We start from the raw sequence: 21,477 nt of genomic DNA, 5'->3' as shown, positions 1-21,477 counted from the left end.
CCTGACAAAACCAAAGTGAATAAAAATGCAATTCAACCGAATAAAAGAAAACATCTATCACTGGTGCTTTCTGCTGTCAATGTACATTATCTGTCATAAAAAATGCTGAAAATGACCCGGTCACTACATACACCGAATTCTCTACGCTTATAGCGTTACCTCACCCCCAAACCTTCATGAGTGAAAATAAAGGCAAGCACATATCCAATTGATTTAATTAAAAATAAATCATATCGGCATGTAAAAATCCACAATGTACAAAAAACGCGCCGTTACGGAATATTTTATCTACAAAAACAGATTAAATAAAAATTTTTCACTAATTGATTAGTCATAGCCAGCGATATACGCTATGCAAAAATGCAGATGGCAATGAGATCCACTGCTTTCATCTCCATTAACATCCCATTACGCTTTTATTAAGGAGCATTAGCATGTTCTCACCGCAGTCACGCTTGCGTCATGCAGTTGCAGATACGTTCGCGATGGTTGTTTACTGTTCTGTCGTGAACATGTGTATTGAAGTTTTCCTCTCCGGAATGAGCTTCGAACAGTCTTTTTATTCCAGATTGGTAGCGATTCCGGTGAACATCTTAATTGCATGGCCATACGGTATGTACCGCGATCTGTTTATGCGCGCGGCACGCAAAGTTAGCCCGTCAGGCTGGATAAAAAATCTGGCGGATATCCTGGCTTATGTGACGTTCCAGTCACCGGTGTATGTGGCGATCTTGTTAGTGGTGGGCGCAGACTGGCATCAGATTATGGCGGCAGTCAGTTCAAACATCGTTGTTTCGATGTTGATGGGGGCGGTTTATGGCTACTTCCTCGATTATTGCCGCCGACTGTTTAAAGTCAGCCGTTACCAGCAGGTAAAAGCCTGACCCTTCTTTTCGCGACTGGCATCGCCAGTCGCGTCTTTAACTGGCTTCGCCAAATAAACCATTCAAATAACGTTCAAGCGCAACACGCGAACTAAAGCCATGCGGGATACCGTAATGCTCATGACGTTCACCCGCTAAATAGAGCGGAAATTGCTGGTAATGATCGCAAGTTTTAATATCGGAAGCGGGTTCAGCCAGTGTTGAACTACGTTCTTTTAATGTTGGATGAATCACCAGGGCGGTACGTCCCATTCGCGCTTCGCGATTAACATAGACATAATTTTCCCCACGGCGGTAACCATACGCTTTCTGGGTTACCACATCGACAGTAAAACCGACTTTTTCAAGTACGCGCGCCACCTCGTCTGGTCGTAAATACATATTTGATCCTCGTTATTATCAACCGCGGGCCTACCTTACCTGATTGCGCATTCACAACGCTTTCAGAAAAGTCCATAAAGCCGCGATGAACCTCAGTTAAGAAAATTATGGTCTACACTGAAAATTACATCGAATTCTAATGGGGGATCATATGTTTAACCGACCGAACCGCAACGACGTTGATGATGGCGTGCAGGATATCCAGAATGATGTCAATCAATTAGCTGACAGTCTCGAATCTGTATTGAAGTCCTGGGGCAGCGACGCCAAAGGGGAAGCCGAAGCCGCTCGTAGTAAAGCGCAGGCTCTACTGAAAGAAACCAGGGCGCGAATGCATGGTCGTACTCGCGTCCAGCAAGCCGCGCGCGATGCCGTTGGCTGCGCGGATTCTTTTGTTCGTGAAAGACCCTGGTGTAGTGTGGGTACAGCGGCAGCGGTGGGTATTTTTATCGGCGCACTGTTAAGCATGCGCAAATCGTAGTGCAAAAATGATAATAAATACGCGTCTTTGACCCCGAAGCCTGGCTTCGGGGTTTCTTTTTGCCTGGTGAATCACAAAAATCCCCCTACCCCGTCACGCTCGCCCCAGGGTAACCCTGACCATTATTTGCTATATATTGTGTGGTTGAATCTTTTTTCAACTACATCTAGTATCTCTGTATCAACAGAGAGACAACCCGACGCGTATCATCGCGCCGTATCTTCATTTTAAACGGAAATACGAATCATGCGCATTACTATTTACACTCGTAACGATTGCGTTCAGTGCCACGCCACTAAACGGGCGATGGAAAACCGGGGCTTTGATTTTGAAATGATTAATGTCGATCGCGTTCCTGAAGCGGCAGAAGCGCTGCGTGCTCAGGGCTTTCGTCAGTTGCCGGTTGTGATTGCAGGCGATCTTAGCTGGTCTGGTTTCCGCCCGGACATGATCAATCGTCTGCATCCAGCGCCACACGCGGCCAGTGCATGAGCCAGCTCGTCTACTTTTCCAGCAGCTCCGAAAATACGCAGCGTTTTATCGAACGTTTAGGGCTGCCCGCGGTGCGCATCCCGCTCAATGAGCGGGAACGGATTCAGGTAGACGAGCCTTACATCCTGATCGTGCCCTCTTACGGCGGCGGCGGTACGGCTGGCGCGGTGCCACGACAGGTCATTCGCTTTTTAAACGACGAGCATAACCGGGCGTTGCTGCGCGGCGTTATTGCTTCGGGTAATCGCAACTTTGGTGAGGCATATGGCCGCGCCGGAGATGTGATTGCCCGGAAATGCGGCGTGCCGTGGCTGTACCGCTTTGAACTCATGGGTACGCAAAGCGATATCGAAAACGTTCGTAAAGGAGTAACTGAATTTTGGCAACGACAACCGCAGAACGCCTGACGCAGGAAACGATGGATTATCACGCTCTGAATGCGATGCTTAACCTTTACGATAGCGCAGGTCGCATTCAGTTCGATAAAGATCGCCAGGCAGTAGACGCCTTTATGACGACGCATGTGCGTCCGAACAGTGTGGCCTTCAGTAGCCAGCAGCAGCGCCTGAACTGGCTGGTTAACGAAGGTTACTATGATGAAAGTGTCCTTAATCGCTACTCTCGCGATTTTGTCATTACGCTGTTTGCCCACGCGCACGCCAGCGGTTTTCGTTTCCAGACATTCCTAGGAGCATGGAAGTTTTACACCAGCTATACGTTGAAGACATTCGACGGTAAGCGTTATCTGGAAGATTTTGCCGATCGCGTCACGATGGTGGCGCTGACGCTGGCACAAGGCGATGAAACACTGGCGACGCAGCTCACCGATGAGATGCTGTCAGGACGCTTTCAGCCAGCCACGCCAACATTCCTCAACTGCGGTAAGCAGCAGCGCGGCGAACTGGTTTCCTGTTTTCTGCTGCGTATTGAAGACAATATGGAGTCGATTGGCCGGGCAGTAAATTCCGCACTACAACTGTCGAAACGCGGCGGCGGCGTAGCATTTTTGCTGTCGAATCTGCGGGAAGCGGGCGCGCCAATTAAACGTATTGAAAATCAATCTTCTGGCGTGATTCCGGTGATGAAAATGCTGGAAGACGCATTTTCCTATGCCAACCAACTCGGCGCGCGTCAGGGGGCTGGGGCAGTCTATTTACATGCTCATCATCCCGATATTCTGCGTTTTCTCGATACAAAACGGGAAAATGCCGACGAAAAAATCCGCATTAAAACACTGTCGCTGGGCGTGGTGATCCCGGATATCACTTTCCATCTGGCAAAAGAGAATGCGCAGATGGCGCTGTTTTCGCCCTATGACGTTGAGCGGGTTTATGGCAAACCGTTTGCCGATGTCGCCATCAGCGAACGCTATGACGAACTGGTTGCCGATGAACGCATTCGCAAAAAATACCTCAACGCTCGTGATTTCTTCCAGCGACTGGCAGAGATCCAGTTTGAGTCTGGCTATCCGTACATCATGTATGAAGACACGGTTAACCGTGCTAACCCTATCGCCGGGCGCATAAATATGAGCAATCTCTGCTCAGAAATTTTGCAGGTTAACAGCGCCTCAGAATATGACGAGAATCTCGACTATGCCCGTACAGGCCATGATATTTCCTGCAATCTAGGGTCGTTGAATATTGCCCACACCATGGATTCCCCCGACTTTGCCCGCACGGTAGAGACTGCCGTACGCGGTTTAACGGCGGTGTCAGATATGAGTCATATCCGCAGCGTGCCGTCCATCGAAGCCGGAAATGCCGCCTCGCACGCCATCGGACTGGGGCAGATGAATTTACACGGCTATCTGGCGCGAGAAGGCATCGCTTATGGTTCGCCGGAAGCACTCGATTTCACCAATCTCTATTTCTATACCATCACTTGGCACGCACTGCGTACCTCGATGTTGCTGGCGCGCGAACGCGGTGAAACCTTCGCCGGGTTCAAACAGTCACGCTATGCCAGTGGTGAATATTTCAGCCAATATCTGCAAAGTAACTGGCAGCCGAAAACGGCGAAAGTTGGCGAACTGTTTGCCCGTAGCGGTATTACGTTACCTACCCGTGAGATGTGGGCGCAGCTGCGCGACGACGTGATGCGCTATGGTATCTACAACCAGAATCTCCAGGCGGTGCCGCCAACCGGTTCTATCTCTTATATCAACCATGCCACGTCGAGTATTCATCCGATTGTGGCGAAAGTAGAGATACGCAAAGAGGGCAAAACCGGGCGCGTTTACTACCCTGCCCCGTTTATGACTAACGAAAATCTGGCGCTGTATCAGGACGCTTACGAAATCGGCGCAGAAAAGATCATCGACACCTACGCGGAAGCGACTCGCCATGTCGATCAGGGGCTGTCGCTGACGCTGTTTTTCCCCGATACCGCCACCACTCGCGATATCAACAAAGCGCAGATTTACGCCTGGCGCAAGGGTATCAAAACGCTCTATTACATTCGCCTGCGTCAGATGGCGCTGGAAGGCACTGAAATTGAAGGCTGCGTCTCCTGTGCACTTTAAGGAATATCTATGAAACTCTCACGTATCAGCGCCATCAACTGGAACAAGATATCTGACGATAAAGATCTGGAGGTGTGGAATCGCCTGACCAGCAATTTCTGGCTACCAGAAAAGGTGCCACTGTCGAACGATATTCCTGCATGGCAGACATTAAGTGTCGTAGAACAACAACTAACAATGCGCGTTTTTACTGGCCTGACGCTGCTCGACACGCTGCAAAATGTTATCGGCGCGCCCTCGCTGATGCCCGATGCACTCACCCCCCATGAAGAGGCGGTATTATCAAATATCAGCTTTATGGAAGCGGTTCATGCCCGCTCTTACAGTTCAATTTTCTCGACGCTGTGCCAGACCAAAGATGTCGATGCCGCCTACGCCTGGAGTGAAGAAAACGCGCCGTTGCAGCGAAAAGCACAGATTATTCAGCAACATTATCGCGGTGATGATCCGCTGAAAAAGAAAATCGCCAGTGTGTTTCTTGAATCTTTTTTGTTCTATTCCGGTTTCTGGCTGCCGATGTATTTTTCCAGCCGCGGAAAGCTAACCAATACCGCAGACCTGATCCGTCTGATTATCCGGGATGAAGCAGTCCACGGTTACTACATCGGCTATAAATATCAGAAAAACCTGGAAAAGATCTCCCAGGCACGACGTGAAGAATTGAAGAGTTTCGCCTTCGATTTGTTGCTGGAACTCTATGACAACGAGTTGCAATACACCGATGAGCTGTACGCCGAAACCCCGTGGGCTGACGATGTGAAAGCGTTTCTCTGTTACAACGCCAATAAGGCGTTGATGAATCTGGGCTACGAACCGCTATTTCCCGCAGAAATGGCGGAAGTGAATCCGGCAATCCTCGCCGCGCTTTCGCCGAATGCCGATGAAAATCACGATTTCTTTTCCGGTTCAGGCTCTTCATATGTGATGGGAAAAGCGGTCGAAACAGAAGATGAAGACTGGAATTTCTGAGGGGGTTATTTTCAAAAATATCACTACCCGCTGCAGGGAAATAATTCCCGCCAAATAGCTTTATATCACGCAAATAATTTGTGGTGATCTACACTGATACTCTGTTGCATTATTCGCCTGAAACCACAATATTCAGGCGTTTTTTTGCTATCTTTGACAAAAAATATCAACTTTTCTCGATTTGCTCTCAGCCCTTATATCATGGGAAATTCCGGCGATTTGCTCACATCAATATTCATGCCACATTTGCCATCAGGGGTTGCCTCAGATTCTCAGTATGTTAGGGTAGAAAAAAGTGACTATTTCCATTGGGTAATGTATCGACATAAACAAATAACAGGAATCTTTCTATTGCATGGCAATTAAATTAGAAATTAAAAATCTTTATAAAATATTTGGTGAGCATCCACAGCGAGCTTTCAAATATATCGAACAAGGACTTTCAAAAGAACAAATTCTGGAAAAAACTGGGCTATCGCTTGGCGTAAAAGACGCCAGTCTGGCCATTGAAGAAGGCGAGATATTTGTCATCATGGGATTATCCGGTTCGGGTAAATCCACAATGGTACGCCTTCTCAATCGCCTGATTGAACCCACCCGCGGGCAAGTGCTGATTGATGGTGTGGATATTGCCAAAATATCCGACGTCGAACTCCGTGAGGTGCGCAGAAAAAAGATTGCGATGGTCTTCCAGTCCTTTGCCTTAATGCCGCATATGACCGTGCTGGACAATACTGCGTTCGGTATGGAACTGGCCGGAATTAATGCCGAAGAACGCCGGGAAAAAGCCCTTGATGCACTGCGTCAGGTCGGGCTGGAAAATTATGCCCACAGCTACCCGGATGAACTCTCTGGCGGGATGCGTCAACGTGTGGGATTAGCCCGCGCGTTAGCGATTAATCCGGATATATTATTAATGGACGAAGCCTTCTCGGCACTCGATCCATTAATTCGCACCGAGATGCAGGATGAGCTGGTAAAATTACAGGCGAAACATCAGCGCACCATTGTCTTTATTTCCCACGATCTCGATGAAGCTATGCGTATTGGTGACCGAATTGCCATTATGCAAAATGGTGAAGTGGTGCAGGTTGGTACACCGGATGAAATTCTTAATAATCCGGCGAATGATTATGTTCGTACCTTCTTCCGTGGCGTCGATATTAGCCAGGTGTTCAGTGCGAAAGATATTGCTCGTCGTACACCGAACGGCTTAATTCGTAAAACCCCCGGCTTCGGCCCGCGTTCGGCACTGAAATTATTGCAGGATGAAGATCGCGAATATGGCTACGTCATCGAACGCGGTAATAAGTTTGTCGGCGCTGTGTCTATCGATTCGCTTAAAGCCGCGTTAACGCAGCAGCAAGGTCTTGATGCGGCGCTGATTGATGCGCCGTTAGCGGTCGATGCACAAACGCCTCTTAGCGAGTTGCTCTCTCATGTCGGACAGGCACCCTGTGCGGTGCCCGTGGTCGACGAGGACCAACAGTATGTCGGCATCATTTCGAAAGGAATGCTGCTGCGCGCTTTAGATCGTGAGGGGGTAAATAATGGCTGATCAAAATAATCCGTGGGATACCACGCCAGCGGCGGACAGTGCTGCACAATCCGCAGACGCCTGGGGTACACCGGCTGCTGCACCGACTGACGGCGGTGGTGCTGACTGGCTGACCAGTACGCCTGCGCCAAACGTCGAGCATTTTAATATTCTCGATCCGTTCCATAAAACTCTGATCCCGCTCGACAGTTGGGTCACTGAAGGGATCGACTGGGTCGTTACCCATTTTCGTCCCGTCTTTCAGGGCGTGCGCGTTCCGGTTGATTACATCCTCAACGGTTTCCAGCAATTGCTGCTGGGTATGCCCGCGCCGGTGGCGATTATCGTTTTCGCTCTCATCGCCTGGCAGATTTCCGGGGTCGGAATGGGCGTGGCGACGCTGGTTTCGCTGATTGCCATCGGCGCAATCGGTGCCTGGTCACAGGCAATGGTTACCCTGGCGCTGGTGTTAACCGCCCTGCTGTTCTGTATCGTCATAGGTTTGCCGTTGGGGATCTGGCTGGCGAGAAGTCCGCGAGCGGCGAAAATTATTCGTCCACTGCTTGATGCCATGCAGACCACGCCCGCGTTTGTTTATCTGGTGCCAATCGTCATGCTGTTTGGTATCGGCAACGTGCCGGGCGTGGTGGTGACGATCATCTTTGCACTGCCGCCGATTATCCGTCTGACGATTCTGGGAATTAACCAGGTTCCGGCGGATCTGATTGAAGCCTCGCGCTCATTCGGTGCCAGCCCGAGCCAGATGCTGTTCAAAGTTCAGTTACCGCTGGCGATGCCAACCATTATGGCGGGCGTTAACCAGACGCTGATGCTGGCCCTTTCTATGGTGGTCATCGCTTCGATGATTGCCGTCGGCGGGCTGGGTCAGATGGTACTTCGCGGTATCGGTCGTCTGGATATGGGGCTTGCCACCGTTGGCGGCGTCGGGATTGTGATCCTCGCCATTATCCTCGATCGCCTGACGCAGGCCGTTGGGCGCGACTCACGTAGTCGCGGCAACCGTCGCTGGTACACCACTGGCCCTGTCGGTCTGCTGACCCGCCCATTCATTAAGTAACTCTGCACTTGCCCGGTAACACCGGGCATATCACCCTGCCAAAAAAAGGAATAACAATGCGACATAGCGTACTTTTTGCGACAGCGTTTGCCACGCTTATCTCTACACAAACTTTTGCTGCCGACCTGCCGGGCAAAGGCATTACAGTTAATCCAGTTCAAAGCACCATCACCGAAGAAACCTTCCAGACGCTGCTGGTCAGCCGCGCGCTGGAGAAATTAGGTTATACCGTCAATAAACCCAGCGAAGTGGATTACAACGTTGGCTACACCTCGCTTGCTTCCGGCGATGCAACCTTCACCGCCGTGAACTGGACGCCACTGCATGACAACATGTACGAAGCTGCCGGTGGCGATAAGAAATTTTATCGTGAAGGGGTATTTGTTAACGGCGCGGCACAAGGTTACCTGATCGATAAGAAAACCGCCGACCAGTATAAAATTACCAACATCGCGCAACTTAAAGATCCGAAGATCGCCAAACTGTTCGATACCAACGGCGACGGTAAAGCGGATTTAACCGGCTGTAACCCAGGCTGGGGCTGCGAAGGTGCGATCAACCACCAGCTTGCCGCGTATGGACTGACCAATACCGTGACGCATAATCAGGGGAACTACGCAGCGATGATGGCTGACACCATCAGTCGTTACAAAGAGGGTAAGCCGGTGTTTTACTACACCTGGACGCCGTACTGGGTGAGTAACGAACTGAAACCGGGGAAAGATGTGGTCTGGTTGCAGGTGCCGTTCTCCGCACTGCCGGGCGATAAAAATGCCAATACCAAACTGCCGAATGGCGCGAATTACGGCTTCCCGGTCAGTACCATGCATATCGTTGCCAACAAAGCCTGGGCCGAGAAAAACCCGGCAGCAGCGAAACTGTTTGCCATTATGCAGTTACCAGTGGCAGATATTAACGCCCAGAACGCCATCATGCATGACGGCAAAGCCTCAGAAGACGATATTCAGGGCCACGTTGATGGTTGGATCAAAGCCCACCAGCAGCAGTTCGATGGCTGGGTGAATGAAGCGCTGGCAGCGCAGAAGTAATTTTTATTCGGGCGGATAAGGCGTTTTTGCCTCATCCGCCGCTCTGTACACAATGCCTGATGCGACGCTGGCGCGTCTTATCATACCTACAAACCACACCGCACATTTCAACAATCTATCTTTCATCCCATATTCATCAACATCCGCTATTATTGATTTCCAGCTTAATCATCACCTGATGAACAAAAATAATGACTAAACCTAATCATGAGCTTAGCCCGGCGCTGATCGTGCTGATGTCTATCGCCACCGGTCTGGCGGTAGCCAGTAACTATTACGCCCAGCCATTGCTCGACACCATCGCGCGTAACTTTTCCCTTTCCGCCAGTTCGGCGGGCTTTATTGTTACCGCCGCGCAGTTGGGCTATGCCGCAGGTCTGCTGTTTCTTGTTCCCCTCGGTGATATGTTTGAACGCCGCCGCCTGATTGTCTCGATGACCTTACTGGCAGCGGGCGGTATGTTAATCACTGCCAGCAGTCAGTCACTGGCGATGATGATCCTCGGTACGGCATTAACCGGTTTATTCTCGGTCGTGGCACAAATTCTGGTTCCACTGGCAGCGACGCTGGCCTCACCGGACAAACGCGGCAAAGTGGTTGGCACCATTATGAGCGGCCTGCTATTGGGGATCTTACTCGCACGGACCGTTGCCGGATTGCTGGCAAACCTCGGCGGCTGGCGCACCGTCTTTTGGGTTGCCTCGGTGTTAATGGCACTGATGGCGCTGGCATTATGGCGTGGTCTGCCACAAATGAAATCAGAAACCCACCTCAACTACCCACAGTTGCTTGGTTCCGTTTTCAGCATGTTTATCAGCGATAAGATCCTGCGCACCCGCGCGTTGCTGGGCTGCCTGACCTTTGCCAACTTCAGCATTCTCTGGACCTCAATGGCCTTTTTGCTTGCCGCTCCACCTTTTAACTACAGCGATGGTGTAATTGGTCTGTTTGGACTTGCGGGAGCTGCCGGAGCGTTGGGCGCTCGTCCGGCGGGCGGTTTTGCCGACAAGGGCAAATCGCACCACACAACAACTTTCGGTCTGCTTCTGCTGTTACTTTCATGGCTGGCAATCTGGTTTGGTCACACTTCCGTACTGGCGCTGATTATCGGCATCCTGGTGCTGGACCTCACCGTGCAGGGCGTGCATATCACTAACCAGACGGTAATTTATCGAATACACCCTGATGCGCGTAATCGCCTGACCGCAGGTTACATGACCAGCTACTTTATTGGCGGTGCCGCTGGTTCGCTAATTTCAGCCTCAGCCTGGCAACATGGCAGTTGGGCTGGCGTGTGTCTGGCTGGCGCGACGATTGCCCTGGTTAACTTACTGGTCTGGTGGCGAGGTTTTCATCGTCAGGAAGCCGCAAATTAAGCAATCAGCAACCGTTTTCGTGGCTTTACACTTATAAGGGTGTTAAGAAGCCCATCAGTCTGATAAGGTTAAGATATTCATTCAGTCTATTTATAATATTAACAATCGTTAAGCGTACACTCTATGGAAAGCCCTACTCCACAGCCTGCTCCTGGTTCGGCGACCTTCATGGAAGGATGCAAAGACAGTTTACCGATTGTTATTAGTTATATTCCGGTGGCCTTTGCGTTCGGTCTGAATGCGACCCGTCTGGGATTCTCTCCTCTCGAAAGCGTTTTTTTCTCCTGCATCATTTATGCAGGCGCGAGCCAGTTCGTCATTACCGCGATGCTGGCAGCCGGGAGTAGTTTGTGGGTTGCTGCACTGACCGTCATGGCAATGGATGTTCGCCATGTTTTGTATGGCCCGTCACTGCGTAGCCGTATTATTCAGCGTCTGCAAAAATCGAAAACCGCCCTGTGGGCGTTTGGCCTGACGGATGAGGTTTTTGCCGCCGCAACCGCAAAACTGGTACGCAATAATCGCCGCTGGAGCGAAAACTGGATGATCGGCATTGCCTTCAGTTCATGGTCATCGTGGGTATTTGGTACGGTAATAGGGGCATTCTCCGGCAGCGGCTTGCTGCAAGGTTATCCCGCCGTTGAAGCAGCATTAGGTTTTATGCTTCCGGCACTCTTTATGAGTTTCCTGCTCGCCTCTTTCCAGCGCAAACAATCTCTTTGCGTTACCGCAGCGTTAGTTGGTGCCCTTGCAGGCGTAACGCTATTTTCTATTCCCGTCGCCATTCTGGCAGGCATTGTCTGTGGCTGCCTCACTGCGTTAATCCAGGCATTCTGGCAAGGAGCGCCCGATGAGCTATGAGGTTCTGCTGCTTGGGTTACTGGTTGGCGCGGCGAATTATTGCTTCCGCTATCTGCCGCTGCGCCTGCGTGTGGGTAATGCCCGCCCAACCAAACGTGGCGCGGTAGGTATTTTGCTCGACACCATTGGCATCGCCTCGATATGCGCTCTGCTGGTTGTCTCTACCGCACCAGAAGTGATGCACGATACACGCCGTTTCGTGCCCACACTGGTCGGCTTCGCGGTACTGGGTGCCAGTTTCTATAAAACACGCAGCATTATCATCCCAACACTGCTTAGTGCGCTGGCCTATGGGCTCGCCTGGAAAGTGATGGCGATTATATAATCCACAAGAATCATTTTTCTAAAACAATACATTTACTTTATTTGTCACTGTCGTTACTATATCGGCTGAAATTAATGAGGTCATACCCAAATGGATAGTTCGTTTACGCCCATTGAACAAATGCTAAAATTTCGCGCCAGCCGCCACGAAGATTTTCCTTATCAGGAGATCCTTCTGACCCGTCTTTGCATGCATATGCAAAGCAAGCTGCTGGAAAACCGCAATAAAATGCTGAAGGCTCAGGGGATTAACGAGACGTTGTTTATGGCGTTGATTACGCTGGAGTCTCAGGAAAACCACAGTATTCAGCCTTCTGAATTGAGTTGTGCTCTTGGATCATCCCGTACCAACGCGACGCGTATTGCCGATGAACTGGAAAAACGCGGTTGGATCGAACGTCGTGAAAGCGATAACGATCGCCGCTGCCTGCATCTGCAATTAACGGAAAAAGGTCACGAGTTTTTGCGCGAGGTTTTACCGCCGCAGCATAACTGCCTGCATCAACTCTGGTCCGCGCTCAGCACAACAGAAAAAGACCAGCTCGAGCAAATCACCCGCAAATTGCTCTCCCGTCTCGACCAGATGGAACAGGGCGGTGTGGTTCTCGAAGCGATGAGCTAACGCGTCATCTCGCTCAAAAATCCAGATTTATAAAAGAAAAAATAACCGGCCAGCATCGCAACATGCTGGCCTTTTTGGCAAGCAGGTCGGCTCAGCCGATGAGTTAAGAAGATCGTGGAGAACAATATGAGCGCAAATGCGGAGACTCAAACCCCGCAGCAACCGATAAAGAAGAGCGGCAAACGTAAGCGTCTGCTCCTCCTTCTCACCTTGCTCTTTATAATTATTGCCGTAGCGATAGGGATTTATTGGTTTTTGGTACTGCGTCATTTCGAAGAAACCGATGACGCATACGTGGCAGGGAATCAGATTCAAATTATGTCTCAGGTGTCTGGCAGCGTGACGAAAGTCTGGGCCGATAACACCGATTTTGTAAAAGAAGGCGACGTGCTGGTCACTCTCGACCCGACAGATGCTCGCCAGGCGTTTGAAAAAGCCAAAACTGCACTGGCTTCCAGCGTTCGCCAAACCCACCAGCTGATGATTAACAGCAAACAGTTGCAGGCGAATATTGAGGTGCAAAAAATCGCCCTCGCGAAAGCACAAAGCGACTACAACCGCCGTGTGCCGCTGGGCAATGCCAACCTGATTGGTCGCGAAGAGCTGCAACACGCCCGCGACGCCGTCACCAGTGCCCAGGCGCAACTGGACGTCGCTATTCAACAATACAATGCCAATCAGGCGATGATTCTGGGGACGAAACTGGAAGATCAGCCTGCCGTACAACAGGCTGCCACCGAAGTACGTAACGCCTGGCTGGCGCTGGAGCGTACCCGTATTGTCAGTCCGATGACCGGTTATGTCTCCCGCCGCGCGGTACAGCCTGGGGCGCAAATTAGCCCAACGACGCCGCTGATGGCGGTCGTTCCAGCCACCAATATGTGGGTGGATGCCAACTTTAAAGAGACGCAGATTGCCAATATGCGTATCGGTCAACCGGTCACCATCACCACCGATATTTACGGCGATGATGTGAAATACACCGGTAAAGTGGTTGGTCTGGATATGGGCACAGGTAGCGCGTTCTCACTGCTTCCGGCGCAAAACGCCACCGGTAACTGGATCAAAGTCGTTCAGCGTCTGCCTGTGCGTATTGAACTGGACCAGAAACAGCTGGAGCAATACCCGCTGCGTATCGGTTTATCCACGCTGGTGAGTGTCAATACCACTAACCGTGACGGTCAGGTACTGGCAAACAAAGTACGTTCCACACCGGTCGCGGTAAGCACCGCGCGTGAAATCAGCCTGGCACCTGTCAATAAACTGATCGACGATATCGTAAAAGCTAACGCTGGCTAATCCAGAGGTGCGTGTGATGCAACAGCAAAAACCGCTGGAAGGCGCACAACTGGTCATTATGACGATTGCGCTGTCACTGGCGACATTCATGCAGGTGCTGGACTCCACCATTGCTAACGTGGCGATCCCCACTATCGCCGGGAATCTGGGCTCATCGCTCAGCCAGGGAACGTGGGTAATCACTTCTTTCGGGGTGGCGAATGCCATCTCGATCCCGCTTACCGGCTGGCTGGCAAAGCGCGTCGGGGAAGTGAAACTGTTCCTCTGGTCCACCATCGCCTTTGCTATTGCGTCGTGGGCGTGTGGTGTCTCCAGCAGCCTGAATATGCTGATCTTCTTCCGCGTGATTCAGGGGATTGTCGCCGGGCCGTTAATTCCGCTTTCGCAAAGTCTATTGCTGAATAACTACCCGCCAGCCAAACGCTCGATCGCGCTGGCGTTGTGGTCGATGACGGTGATTGTTGCGCCAATTTGCGGCCCGATCCTCGGCGGTTATATCAGTGATAATTACCACTGGGGCTGGATATTCTTCATCAACGTGCCGATTGGCGTGGCGGTGGTGTTGATGACACTGCAAACTCTGCGCGGACGTGAAACCCGCACCGAACGGCGGCGGATTGATGCCGTGGGGCTGGCACTGCTGGTTATTGGTATCGGCAGCCTGCAGATTATGCTCGACCGCGGTAAAGAGCTGGACTGGTTCTCATCACAGGAAATTATCATCCTCACCGTGGTGGCGGTGGTGGCTATCTGCTTCCTGATTGTCTGGGAGCTGACCGACGATAACCCGATAGTCGATCTGTCGTTGTTTAAGTCGCGCAACTTCACCATCGGCTGCTTGTGTATCAGCCTCGCGTATATGCTCTACTTCGGCGCGATTGTTCTGCTGCCGCAGTTGTTGCAGGAGGTCTACGGTTACACGGCGACGTGGGCAGGGCTGGCCTCTGCGCCGGTAGGGATTATTCCGGTGATCCTGTCGCCGATTATCGGCCGCTTCGCGCATAAACTGGATATGCGCCGACTGGTAACCTTCAGCTTTATTATGTATGCCGTCTGCTTCTACTGGCGTGCCTATACCTTTGAACCGGGTATGGATTTTGGCGCGTCGGCCTGGCCACAGTTTATCCAGGGTTTTGCGGTGGCCTGCTTCTTTATGCCGCTGACCACCATTACGCTGTCCGGTTTGCCACCGGAACGACTGGCGGCGGCATCGAGCCTCTCCAACTTTACGCGAACGCTGGCGGGGTCTATCGGCACGTCGATAACCACGACCATGTGGACCAACCGCGAGTCGCTGCACCATGCACAGTTGACTGAGTCGGTAAACCCGTTCAACCCGAATGCTCAGGCGATGTACAGTCAACTGGAAGGGCTTGGTATGACGCAACAGCAGGCATCAGGCTGGATTGCCCAGCAGATAACCAATCAGGGGCTGATTATTTCCGCCAATGAGATCTTCTGGATGTCAGCCGGGATATTCCTCGTCCTGCTGGGGCTGGTGTGGTTTGCTAAACCGCCATTTGGCGCAGGTGGCGGCGGAGGCGGTGCGCACTAAGGTTGCCAAAGGGAGCTGCGGCTCCCTTTTTATTTGCTCATTCTGCAAACGGTTGTTTTATACACTCATTCGGTGTATCTTTTCGCCGCCCCAAACTCTTCCATTCACCATTAGCCGGTTCTGAGCATTCGCTCAGGTTGTTAATTCTCTTTTTCCTTCGCCCTCGCTTTCGCGGGTGATACTCACATTTTTCTTTTAACCCCAAAACTCGCACCCTCGCGGGCGTACATTTATTACACACAAAATAATGGATTATTATGAATACCCAACGTAAATACGGGAGAACCTGGCATTACCCCTTCTCTCCAGGCACCACCAGCGATGACCGCATTAACACCGATTACTGGCAGGATTTACAGACCATCACGCAATTGGTGCACACAGAAAAACTCGATGGCGAAAATAACTGCCTTAACCGCTACGGCGTGTTTGCCCGCTCCCATGCCACGCCTACGCAGTCGGCATGGACCTATAAAATTCGCCAACGCTGGCAACTGCTGAAAAACGATCTCGGCAACCTGGAGTTGTTTGGTGAAAATCTCTACGCCGTTCATTCCATTGAATACCGCGCGCTGGAACAGGACTTTTACCTGTTTGCCGTTCGCTGCCAGGATATGTGGCTGAGCTGGGAAGAGGTGCAGTTTTACGCCGCTCTGTTTGATTTCCCCTGCGTTCCCGAAATCTCCGGCCCGCAGCCGGGGAATGATGAAAAAAGCTGGCAACGTGATTTTCTGGCGCTGACCAATGCGCGCGGCACATTCGATCCCTGGGATACGCAAACCTGTCAACCCTGTACGCTGGAAGGCATTGTCAGCCGAAATCATGATGCGTTTTCTGTCGCTGACTTTTCGCATAACGTCTTCAAGTATGTGCGCAAAAATCATGTCAAAACCACTGTGCACTGGAAACGCCACTGGCAACGGGCGCGGATGGCCCATGAGTTCGTTTATGGAGAACAGTCATGATTTGGCAACTTACCGACGATAAACGCTGGTCGGCGCTACGTCAGCGTTTTAGCTGGGTTGAGGAGATGCATCACACGCCACAAGACCCTGAGCATCATGGTGAAGGCGACGTCGGCGTACATACCGAAATGGTGCTTAACGCCCTCATTACTCTGCCAGAATTCCAGCAACTCCCCGCTCAACAGCAGGAAGTTTTATGGGCGGCGGCGTTATTGCATGATGTTGAAAAGCGCAGCACTACCGTGCAGGAAAACGGACGTATTCAGTCTCCTGGTCATGCTCGTCGGGGCGAACTGACGGCTCGACAAATTTTATGGCGCGATATCCCAACGCCGTTCGTGCTGCGCGAGCAAATTGTTGCACTGGTGCGTCTGCATGGGTTACCGCTATGGTTACTGGAACGTCCGGAACCGGAGCGTTTGTTGCTCACGGCTGCAATGCGCATCGACACGCGTCTGCTCGCTTTGCTTGCTCGTGCCGATCTGCTTGGTCGCCAAAGCCCGGATCAGCAATCAATGCTGGAACGCATCGATCTGTTCGAGCTGTTTTGCCATGAGCAACAATGCTGGGGAAAAATGCGCCCGTTCGTTTCTGATTCCGCACGCTGGCACTACCTGACTCATGAGCAAAGTTCTCCTGATTTTGTTCCCTGGGAGGCTGAACCTTTTGAGGTTATTTTGCTGTGTGGCTTACCGGGTATGGGCAAAGATCGCTATATCAGTGAACAGTGCCAGGGAATGGACGTTATCAGCCTTGATGATATGCGGCGGCGAATCAATGCCAGTCCGGACGACAAAACCGCCACCGGGCGTATTGTGCAACAGGCAAAAGAAGAGGCGCGCGTTTTTTTACGCCAGAAAAAGCCGTTCATCTGGAATGCAACGAACATTACCCGCCAGCTGCGCAGCCAGCTCATCAGTCTGTTTACGGCTTACGGCGCACGAGTAAAAATCGTTTATCTGGAAGTGCCATGGGCGCAATGGAACCAGCAAAATGCCAGACGCGAGTATGCAGTTCCTGAAGCGGTCGTGATGCGGATGGCCTCAAGGCTGGAAGTTCCTCAACCTGATGAAGCACATAGCGTGGAATATCGGATGACTGACAGGTAACAAAAGCCGGGCGGTGTTTTCACCAGCCCGGCCTCTTCTGCTTAAACTGACTAAATGTGCAGTTCCTGCAACTTCTCTTTCGGCAGCGCCAGTTCTTCGTTGCTGTTGATGCGCACGTCACGTTCCAGAATGTTACGCGCAATATCCTGCGCTTCCTGCAACGAGTGCATCTGGTAAGTGCCACACTGGTAGACGTTCAGTTCCGGGATCTGATTCTGATCCTGCACTTTCAGCACGTCTTCCATTGCCGCTTTCCAGGCATCAGCGACACGCTGCTCATCTGGCGTACCAATCAGACTCATATAAAAACCGGTGCGGCAGCCCATTGGCGAGATATCGATAATCTCTACGCCATTACCGTTAAGATGGTTACGCATAAAACCAGCAAACAGGTGCTCCAGGGTATGGATCCCTCTTTCTGGCATCACTTCTTTGTTCGGCACGCAGAAGCGCAGATCGAACACGGTGATTGCGTCGCCATGCGGGGTGTTCATTGTTTTCGCCACCCGAACTGCAGGCGCTTCCATCCGGGTATGATCGACTGTGAAGCTATCTAACAACGGCATTTAGCCACCTCCGGTAATTTTTTTTAAAATTTTCTGAACTCTTTGTTCCCAGGCGAGTCTGAGTATATGAAAGACGCGCATTTGTTATCATCATCCCTGAATTCAGAGATGAAATTTTGGCCACTCACGAGTGGCCTTTTTCTTTTCTGTCAGGCGTGCTTTTCCAGCCACACCGCAAACGGTTCGGTATCAGCGGCTTCCATTTCCTGCTGACGGCGTTCAGACGCCTCGCGCTCGGCGACAAAATCCTCTTCGCGCAGAATTTCCAGCGGCTCTTCACGCAGCAGATTACGGTACGCTTCAGCAAACGCTTTGCCTGTTCCGCCAATACCAGTATCAATCATAGACCTTAAGATACGGGCAGAGAAAGTCAGATCGGGATTATCGAAGCAGGCGACCAGTTCATCACACACTTTCTGATACGCTTCGCCGCCGTTAATGCTATCCAGCGTTTGCGCGACGCGTTTCAGATCGCGGAACAGATCTTTACCCACCTGCGGTAACGGGAACTGCGCGGTTTCGCAGCCGATACCCAGCGTCAGGCCCGGTTTGCGACCTTCGAGGATCACCCGGTTCCAGTTAACGCGTGTACAGGCAAGTTCGCTACTGCTCATTTCCGGTGCGTCAGCCAGCGCACACCAGACCATAAACAGGTCGAGGAATCGCACCTGTTGTTCATCTACACCAATCGGCGAGAACGGGTTGATGTCCAGCGAGCGGACTTCAATATATTCAATGCCGCCACGTAACAGCGCATCAGAAGGCGACTCACCACTGCGGGTAACGCGTTTTGGACGAATCGGCGCGTACAGTTCGTTTTCAATCTGCAGCACATTGCTGTTGATTTGCAGCCGCTTACCGTCTTTCTCAATACCAATCTTCGCGTACTCTTCCGATGGCGTTTTGATTGCCTGTTTAAGGCCCGCCACGTACTCGTAGAGATCATTGAAGGTGATACCAAGATTGCTTTGCGATTTATTGGTATAGCCGAGATCGCTCAAACGAAGAGAGGTCGCATACGGCAGGTAATACATACCGCACTCGGTTTTCTCAAACGGCAGCGACGTTGGTTTTCCTTGCAAGAAAGAAGAACAAATCGCTGGAGACGCACCAAACAGATAAGGAATGACCCAACCGAAGCGATAGTAGTTACGGATAACGCGGAAATAACCCGCAGAAATTTTCTCTTTGGCATCAGCGCCCGAGATATCACCGCACTTCGCCTGCCAGAATGCCATTGGCAAAGAGAAATTATAGTGCACGCCGGAAATGGTTTGCATCAGCGCGCCGTAGCGATTTTTCAGCCCTTCACGGTACAGCGTTTTAAAGCGACCGGTGTTAGAAGTGCCGTACTGTGCCAGTTCGATGTCCTGACCTTCTGCGATGTAGCATGGCATACTTAACGGCCACATCCGCTCATCGCCCATATTGCGCGCCGTATAGCGATGCAGATCGCGCATAAAGGTCAGCATATGTTCAATATCACCATCCACTGGTGTAATAAATTCCAGCAATGCTTCCGCAAAATCGGTAGTAATCCATTTATGGGTCAGTGCAGAACCTAATGCTTCAGGATGACCTGTTGTTGCCAGTGTGCCATCAGCATTAACACGCAAAGTTTCGCGCTCCAGCCCACGCTGTATCCCCTTTAACGCCTGAGGATGTTTTTCCAGCCAGGCCAGCGCCTGTGATACGTCCGGGATCAAATTGACCTCCCGCCTGTCAAAATCGTTTTAATTAGCATAACTGTAATGGTGACCATATGTGCAGGCCTACAATTAGTGCCACCACATCATGCCCTGAACGGTAGCTGCTGCAACTGCAACATAGCGTAACGCTTTACCAAGGCACAAAAAAAAGATTACCGGTCCCCACGAGATGCGCATCCATCCCGCTAACAGACACAGTAAATCGCCAACCACGGGCATCCAGCTTAATAATAGCGTGACTGCACCATAGCGTTTCAGCCAGCCGGTAGCTTTCTCTTGCCAGCGCGATGTTTTACGCAATGGAAAGAAACGCCCAAGGATAACGTTAGTTAACCCTCCAAGGCTATTACCCATTGTTGCTGTTAAAACTAAAACCCAGGGATGACTCACTCCGGAAAGCAACATTGCCACCAGCACGACTTCGGAGTTGCCGGGTAATAGTGTAGCGCTGAGAAAACTACTGGCAAACAACGAGAAAAGCGATAACGCTTCACTCACAGCAAGCGAACATCCACGGCGTCCATGCCTGCTGCACGGGCCGCCTGAATACCGAAATCGGCATCTTCAAAGACCACACACTGCGTCGGTTGCACGCCCATACGCTGCGCGCACAACAAAAATGTGTCTGGCGCGGGTTTATGGTGTTTGACGTGATCGGCAGCGACGACGGCGTCAAAATAACGGCGTAATCCCAGGTGCGCCAGCAATGCCTCAGCGATGGCGCTTTCACTCCCCGTTCCTACAGCCATTGGGCGACGACCATGCCAGCTTTTCACCACTTCAACAAGAGGAAGCGGCTCGACACTATCCAGCAGCATACTTCTTACTGCTTCTGTTTTTTCACGCGCTAACGCATGCGGGTCGAGATCGGCCTGATTCAGCTCAATAATCGCCTGAGCAATACGCCAGGTGGGCGAGCCATTAAGCGCAATCATCGCCTGAACATCGTACTGAAGACCGTAGTGCCCTAATACTTCGCGCCACGCTTTACGGTGCGTAGGCTCGGTATCCAGGATGGTGCCATCCATATCAAAAATTAAACCTGCATAACGCTCGTACATGGTCTTCTCGCAAGTCGAAAAATATGACGCTACTTTAGCGTAATTGCTTGATTTTGTCGCTGATGGAGAAGGAGAAGAAAATTCAGGAAATGGATAAAGTAGTTATTTAGAAATGAGATATTTTTGAAGGAAATTTTTTGGATAATATGGTGCATCCGGGAGGATGACTCACTGGCGTTCGCCCTTCGGGCCGCTGCTGGCGCAACGTTATCCTCCCTGGTGCCTGCGGTTAATACCGCTACCTCTTCGATACCTTCATTGCTGAAGGTTACGGAGAATATGGTGCATCCGGGAGGATTCGAACCTCCGACCGCTCGGTTCGTAGCCGAGTACTCTATCCAGCTGAGCTACGGATGCATCGGGAAAATTTATTTTACTGCTGATATTGATATCGCTACTAAAGCCATATCAAGTAAGAGATGGTGCATCCGGGAGGATTCGAACCTCCGACCGCTCGGTTCGTAGCCGAGTACTCTATCCAGCTGAGCTACGGATGCATCGGGAAATTTATTTTACTGCTGATATTGATACCGCCACTAAAGCCATATCAAGTAAGAGATGGTGCATCCGGGAGGATTCGAACCTCCGACCGCTCGGTTCGTAGCCGAGTACTCTATCCAGCTGAGCTACGGATG

At 51.3% G+C, this 21,477-nt stretch carries 22 protein-coding genes and 2 tRNA genes; 17 read left to right on the top strand and 7 right to left on the bottom strand.

The window, feature by feature from the left end; all coding sequences use genetic code 11:
* Positions 1 to 434 precede the first annotated feature (434 nt).
* The gene (gene alaE, locus ACJHX4_RS24495; protein WP_000492656.1) at positions 435 to 884 is read left to right on the top strand and encodes an L-alanine exporter AlaE; all 450 of its coding nucleotides are present in this window, start codon (positions 435 to 437) and stop codon (positions 882 to 884) included.
* 36 nt (positions 885 to 920) lie between these two features.
* Here alaE and ACJHX4_RS24490 read toward each other — a convergent pair whose 3' ends face one another.
* Entirely contained in the window at positions 921 to 1,265 is a 345-nt protein-coding gene (locus ACJHX4_RS24490; RefSeq protein ID WP_000281320.1) for a DUF2002 family protein, read from the bottom strand.
* A 151-nt stretch (positions 1,266 to 1,416) separates the two neighbouring features.
* Here ACJHX4_RS24490 and ACJHX4_RS24485 point away from each other — a divergent pair, with 151 nt between their 5' ends.
* The 16 genes from ACJHX4_RS24485 (at position 1,417) to ACJHX4_RS24410 (ending at position 17,506) form a co-directional block, all read left to right on the top strand.
* Positions 1,417 to 1,746 carry a DUF883 domain-containing protein gene (locus ACJHX4_RS24485; RefSeq protein ID WP_001295174.1) on the top strand — a complete coding sequence of 110 codons (330 nt, stop codon included), beginning with the start codon at positions 1,417 to 1,419 and terminating at the stop codon, positions 1,744 to 1,746.
* 246 nt (positions 1,747 to 1,992) lie between these two features.
* Positions 1,993 to 2,238 (top strand): glutaredoxin-like protein NrdH, encoded by a 246-nt coding sequence (gene nrdH, locus ACJHX4_RS24480; protein ID WP_001223227.1) that lies wholly within the window; start codon positions 1,993 to 1,995, stop codon positions 2,236 to 2,238.
* Positions 2,235 to 2,645, top strand: coding sequence for a class Ib ribonucleoside-diphosphate reductase assembly flavoprotein NrdI (gene nrdI / locus ACJHX4_RS24475; protein WP_000080947.1), 411 nt, complete (start codon positions 2,235 to 2,237; stop codon positions 2,643 to 2,645). The genes nrdH and nrdI overlap by 4 nt, the downstream gene beginning before the upstream one ends.
* Positions 2,618 to 4,762 carry a class 1b ribonucleoside-diphosphate reductase subunit alpha gene (gene nrdE, locus ACJHX4_RS24470; protein WP_000246582.1) on the top strand — a complete coding sequence of 715 codons (2,145 nt, stop codon included), beginning with the start codon at positions 2,618 to 2,620 and terminating at the stop codon, positions 4,760 to 4,762. Before nrdI ends, nrdE begins: the two co-directional genes overlap by 28 nt.
* Positions 4,763 to 4,771: 9 nt before the next feature.
* The gene (nrdF, locus tag ACJHX4_RS24465; RefSeq protein ID WP_000777934.1) at positions 4,772 to 5,731 is read left to right on the top strand and encodes a class 1b ribonucleoside-diphosphate reductase subunit beta; all 960 of its coding nucleotides are present in this window, start codon (positions 4,772 to 4,774) and stop codon (positions 5,729 to 5,731) included.
* Between the two features lie 355 nt (positions 5,732 to 6,086).
* Positions 6,087 to 7,289, top strand: a complete 1,203-nt coding sequence (proV, locus tag ACJHX4_RS24460; protein WP_000985509.1) for a glycine betaine/L-proline ABC transporter ATP-binding protein ProV — start codon at positions 6,087 to 6,089, stop codon at positions 7,287 to 7,289.
* The gene (gene proW / locus ACJHX4_RS24455) at positions 7,282 to 8,346 is read left to right on the top strand and encodes a glycine betaine/L-proline ABC transporter permease ProW (RefSeq protein ID WP_000774966.1); all 1,065 of its coding nucleotides are present in this window, start codon (positions 7,282 to 7,284) and stop codon (positions 8,344 to 8,346) included. Before proV ends, proW begins: the two co-directional genes overlap by 8 nt.
* A 56-nt stretch (positions 8,347 to 8,402) precedes the next feature.
* Positions 8,403 to 9,395: a glycine betaine/L-proline ABC transporter substrate-binding protein ProX gene (proX, locus tag ACJHX4_RS24450; RefSeq protein ID WP_001216534.1), complete on the top strand. Its 993-nt coding sequence runs from the start codon at positions 8,403 to 8,405 to the stop codon at positions 9,393 to 9,395.
* Positions 9,396 to 9,586: 191 nt separating this feature from the next.
* Positions 9,587 to 10,771 carry an MFS transporter gene (locus ACJHX4_RS24445; protein ID WP_000165701.1) on the top strand — a complete coding sequence of 395 codons (1,185 nt, stop codon included), beginning with the start codon at positions 9,587 to 9,589 and terminating at the stop codon, positions 10,769 to 10,771.
* A gap of 123 nt (positions 10,772 to 10,894) precedes the next feature.
* Complete coding sequence (gene ygaZ / locus ACJHX4_RS24440) at positions 10,895 to 11,632, top strand: L-valine exporter subunit YgaZ (protein ID WP_000445658.1); 738 nt, start codon at positions 10,895 to 10,897, stop codon at positions 11,630 to 11,632.
* On the top strand, positions 11,622 to 11,957 hold the full coding sequence (gene ygaH / locus ACJHX4_RS24435; protein ID WP_000119749.1) for an L-valine transporter subunit YgaH: 336 nt from the start codon (positions 11,622 to 11,624) through the stop codon (positions 11,955 to 11,957). The genes ygaZ and ygaH overlap by 11 nt, the downstream gene beginning before the upstream one ends.
* Before the next feature lie 90 nt (positions 11,958 to 12,047).
* Entirely contained in the window at positions 12,048 to 12,578 is a 531-nt protein-coding gene (gene emrR, locus ACJHX4_RS24430) for a multidrug efflux transporter EmrAB transcriptional repressor EmrR (protein WP_000378443.1), read from the top strand.
* A 126-nt stretch (positions 12,579 to 12,704) separates the two neighbouring features.
* On the top strand, positions 12,705 to 13,877 hold the full coding sequence (emrA, locus tag ACJHX4_RS24425; RefSeq protein WP_021514432.1) for a multidrug efflux MFS transporter periplasmic adaptor subunit EmrA: 1,173 nt from the start codon (positions 12,705 to 12,707) through the stop codon (positions 13,875 to 13,877).
* A 16-nt stretch (positions 13,878 to 13,893) separates the two neighbouring features.
* Complete coding sequence (emrB, locus tag ACJHX4_RS24420; RefSeq protein ID WP_001296316.1) at positions 13,894 to 15,432, top strand: multidrug efflux MFS transporter permease subunit EmrB; 1,539 nt, start codon at positions 13,894 to 13,896, stop codon at positions 15,430 to 15,432.
* 257 nt (positions 15,433 to 15,689) lie between these two features.
* The gene (locus ACJHX4_RS24415) at positions 15,690 to 16,397 is read left to right on the top strand and encodes an RNA ligase family protein (protein WP_001097132.1); all 708 of its coding nucleotides are present in this window, start codon (positions 15,690 to 15,692) and stop codon (positions 16,395 to 16,397) included.
* Positions 16,394 to 17,506, top strand: coding sequence for an ATP-binding protein (locus ACJHX4_RS24410; protein WP_000638136.1), 1,113 nt, complete (start codon positions 16,394 to 16,396; stop codon positions 17,504 to 17,506). The genes ACJHX4_RS24415 and ACJHX4_RS24410 overlap by 4 nt, the downstream gene beginning before the upstream one ends.
* 50 nt (positions 17,507 to 17,556) lie before the next feature.
* On the opposite strand, the gene luxS is transcribed toward ACJHX4_RS24410, so the two are convergent.
* From luxS to ACJHX4_RS24380, 6 genes are all read right to left on the bottom strand, one after another.
* The gene (luxS, locus tag ACJHX4_RS24405) at positions 17,557 to 18,072 is read right to left on the bottom strand and encodes an S-ribosylhomocysteine lyase (RefSeq protein ID WP_001130208.1); all 516 of its coding nucleotides are present in this window, start codon (positions 18,070 to 18,072) and stop codon (positions 17,557 to 17,559) included.
* A 149-nt stretch (positions 18,073 to 18,221) separates the two neighbouring features.
* Complete coding sequence (gshA, locus tag ACJHX4_RS24400; RefSeq protein ID WP_000611804.1) at positions 18,222 to 19,778, bottom strand: glutamate--cysteine ligase; 1,557 nt, start codon at positions 19,776 to 19,778, stop codon at positions 18,222 to 18,224.
* 72 nt (positions 19,779 to 19,850) lie between these two features.
* A complete protein-coding gene (locus tag ACJHX4_RS24395) occupies positions 19,851 to 20,279 on the bottom strand; it encodes a YqaA family protein (protein WP_001287462.1) in 429 nt (142 codons plus the stop codon).
* A complete protein-coding gene (gene yqaB / locus ACJHX4_RS24390; protein WP_000273309.1) occupies positions 20,276 to 20,842 on the bottom strand; it encodes a fructose-1-phosphate/6-phosphogluconate phosphatase in 567 nt (188 codons plus the stop codon). Before yqaB ends, ACJHX4_RS24395 begins: the two co-directional genes overlap by 4 nt.
* 280 nt (positions 20,843 to 21,122) lie before the next feature.
* Positions 21,123 to 21,199 (bottom strand) — tRNA-Arg (locus ACJHX4_RS24385).
* Positions 21,200 to 21,262: 63 nt separating this feature from the next.
* Positions 21,263 to 21,339 (bottom strand) — tRNA-Arg (locus ACJHX4_RS24380).
* Positions 21,340 to 21,477 lie beyond the last annotated feature (138 nt).

Origin of the sequence: Escherichia sp. WS2035, assembly GCF_046487065.1 — a bacterium.
GTDB lineage: Bacteria > Pseudomonadota > Gammaproteobacteria > Enterobacterales > Enterobacteriaceae > Escherichia > Escherichia coli.
This window is presented reverse-complemented; position numbering and strand designations above follow the sequence as displayed.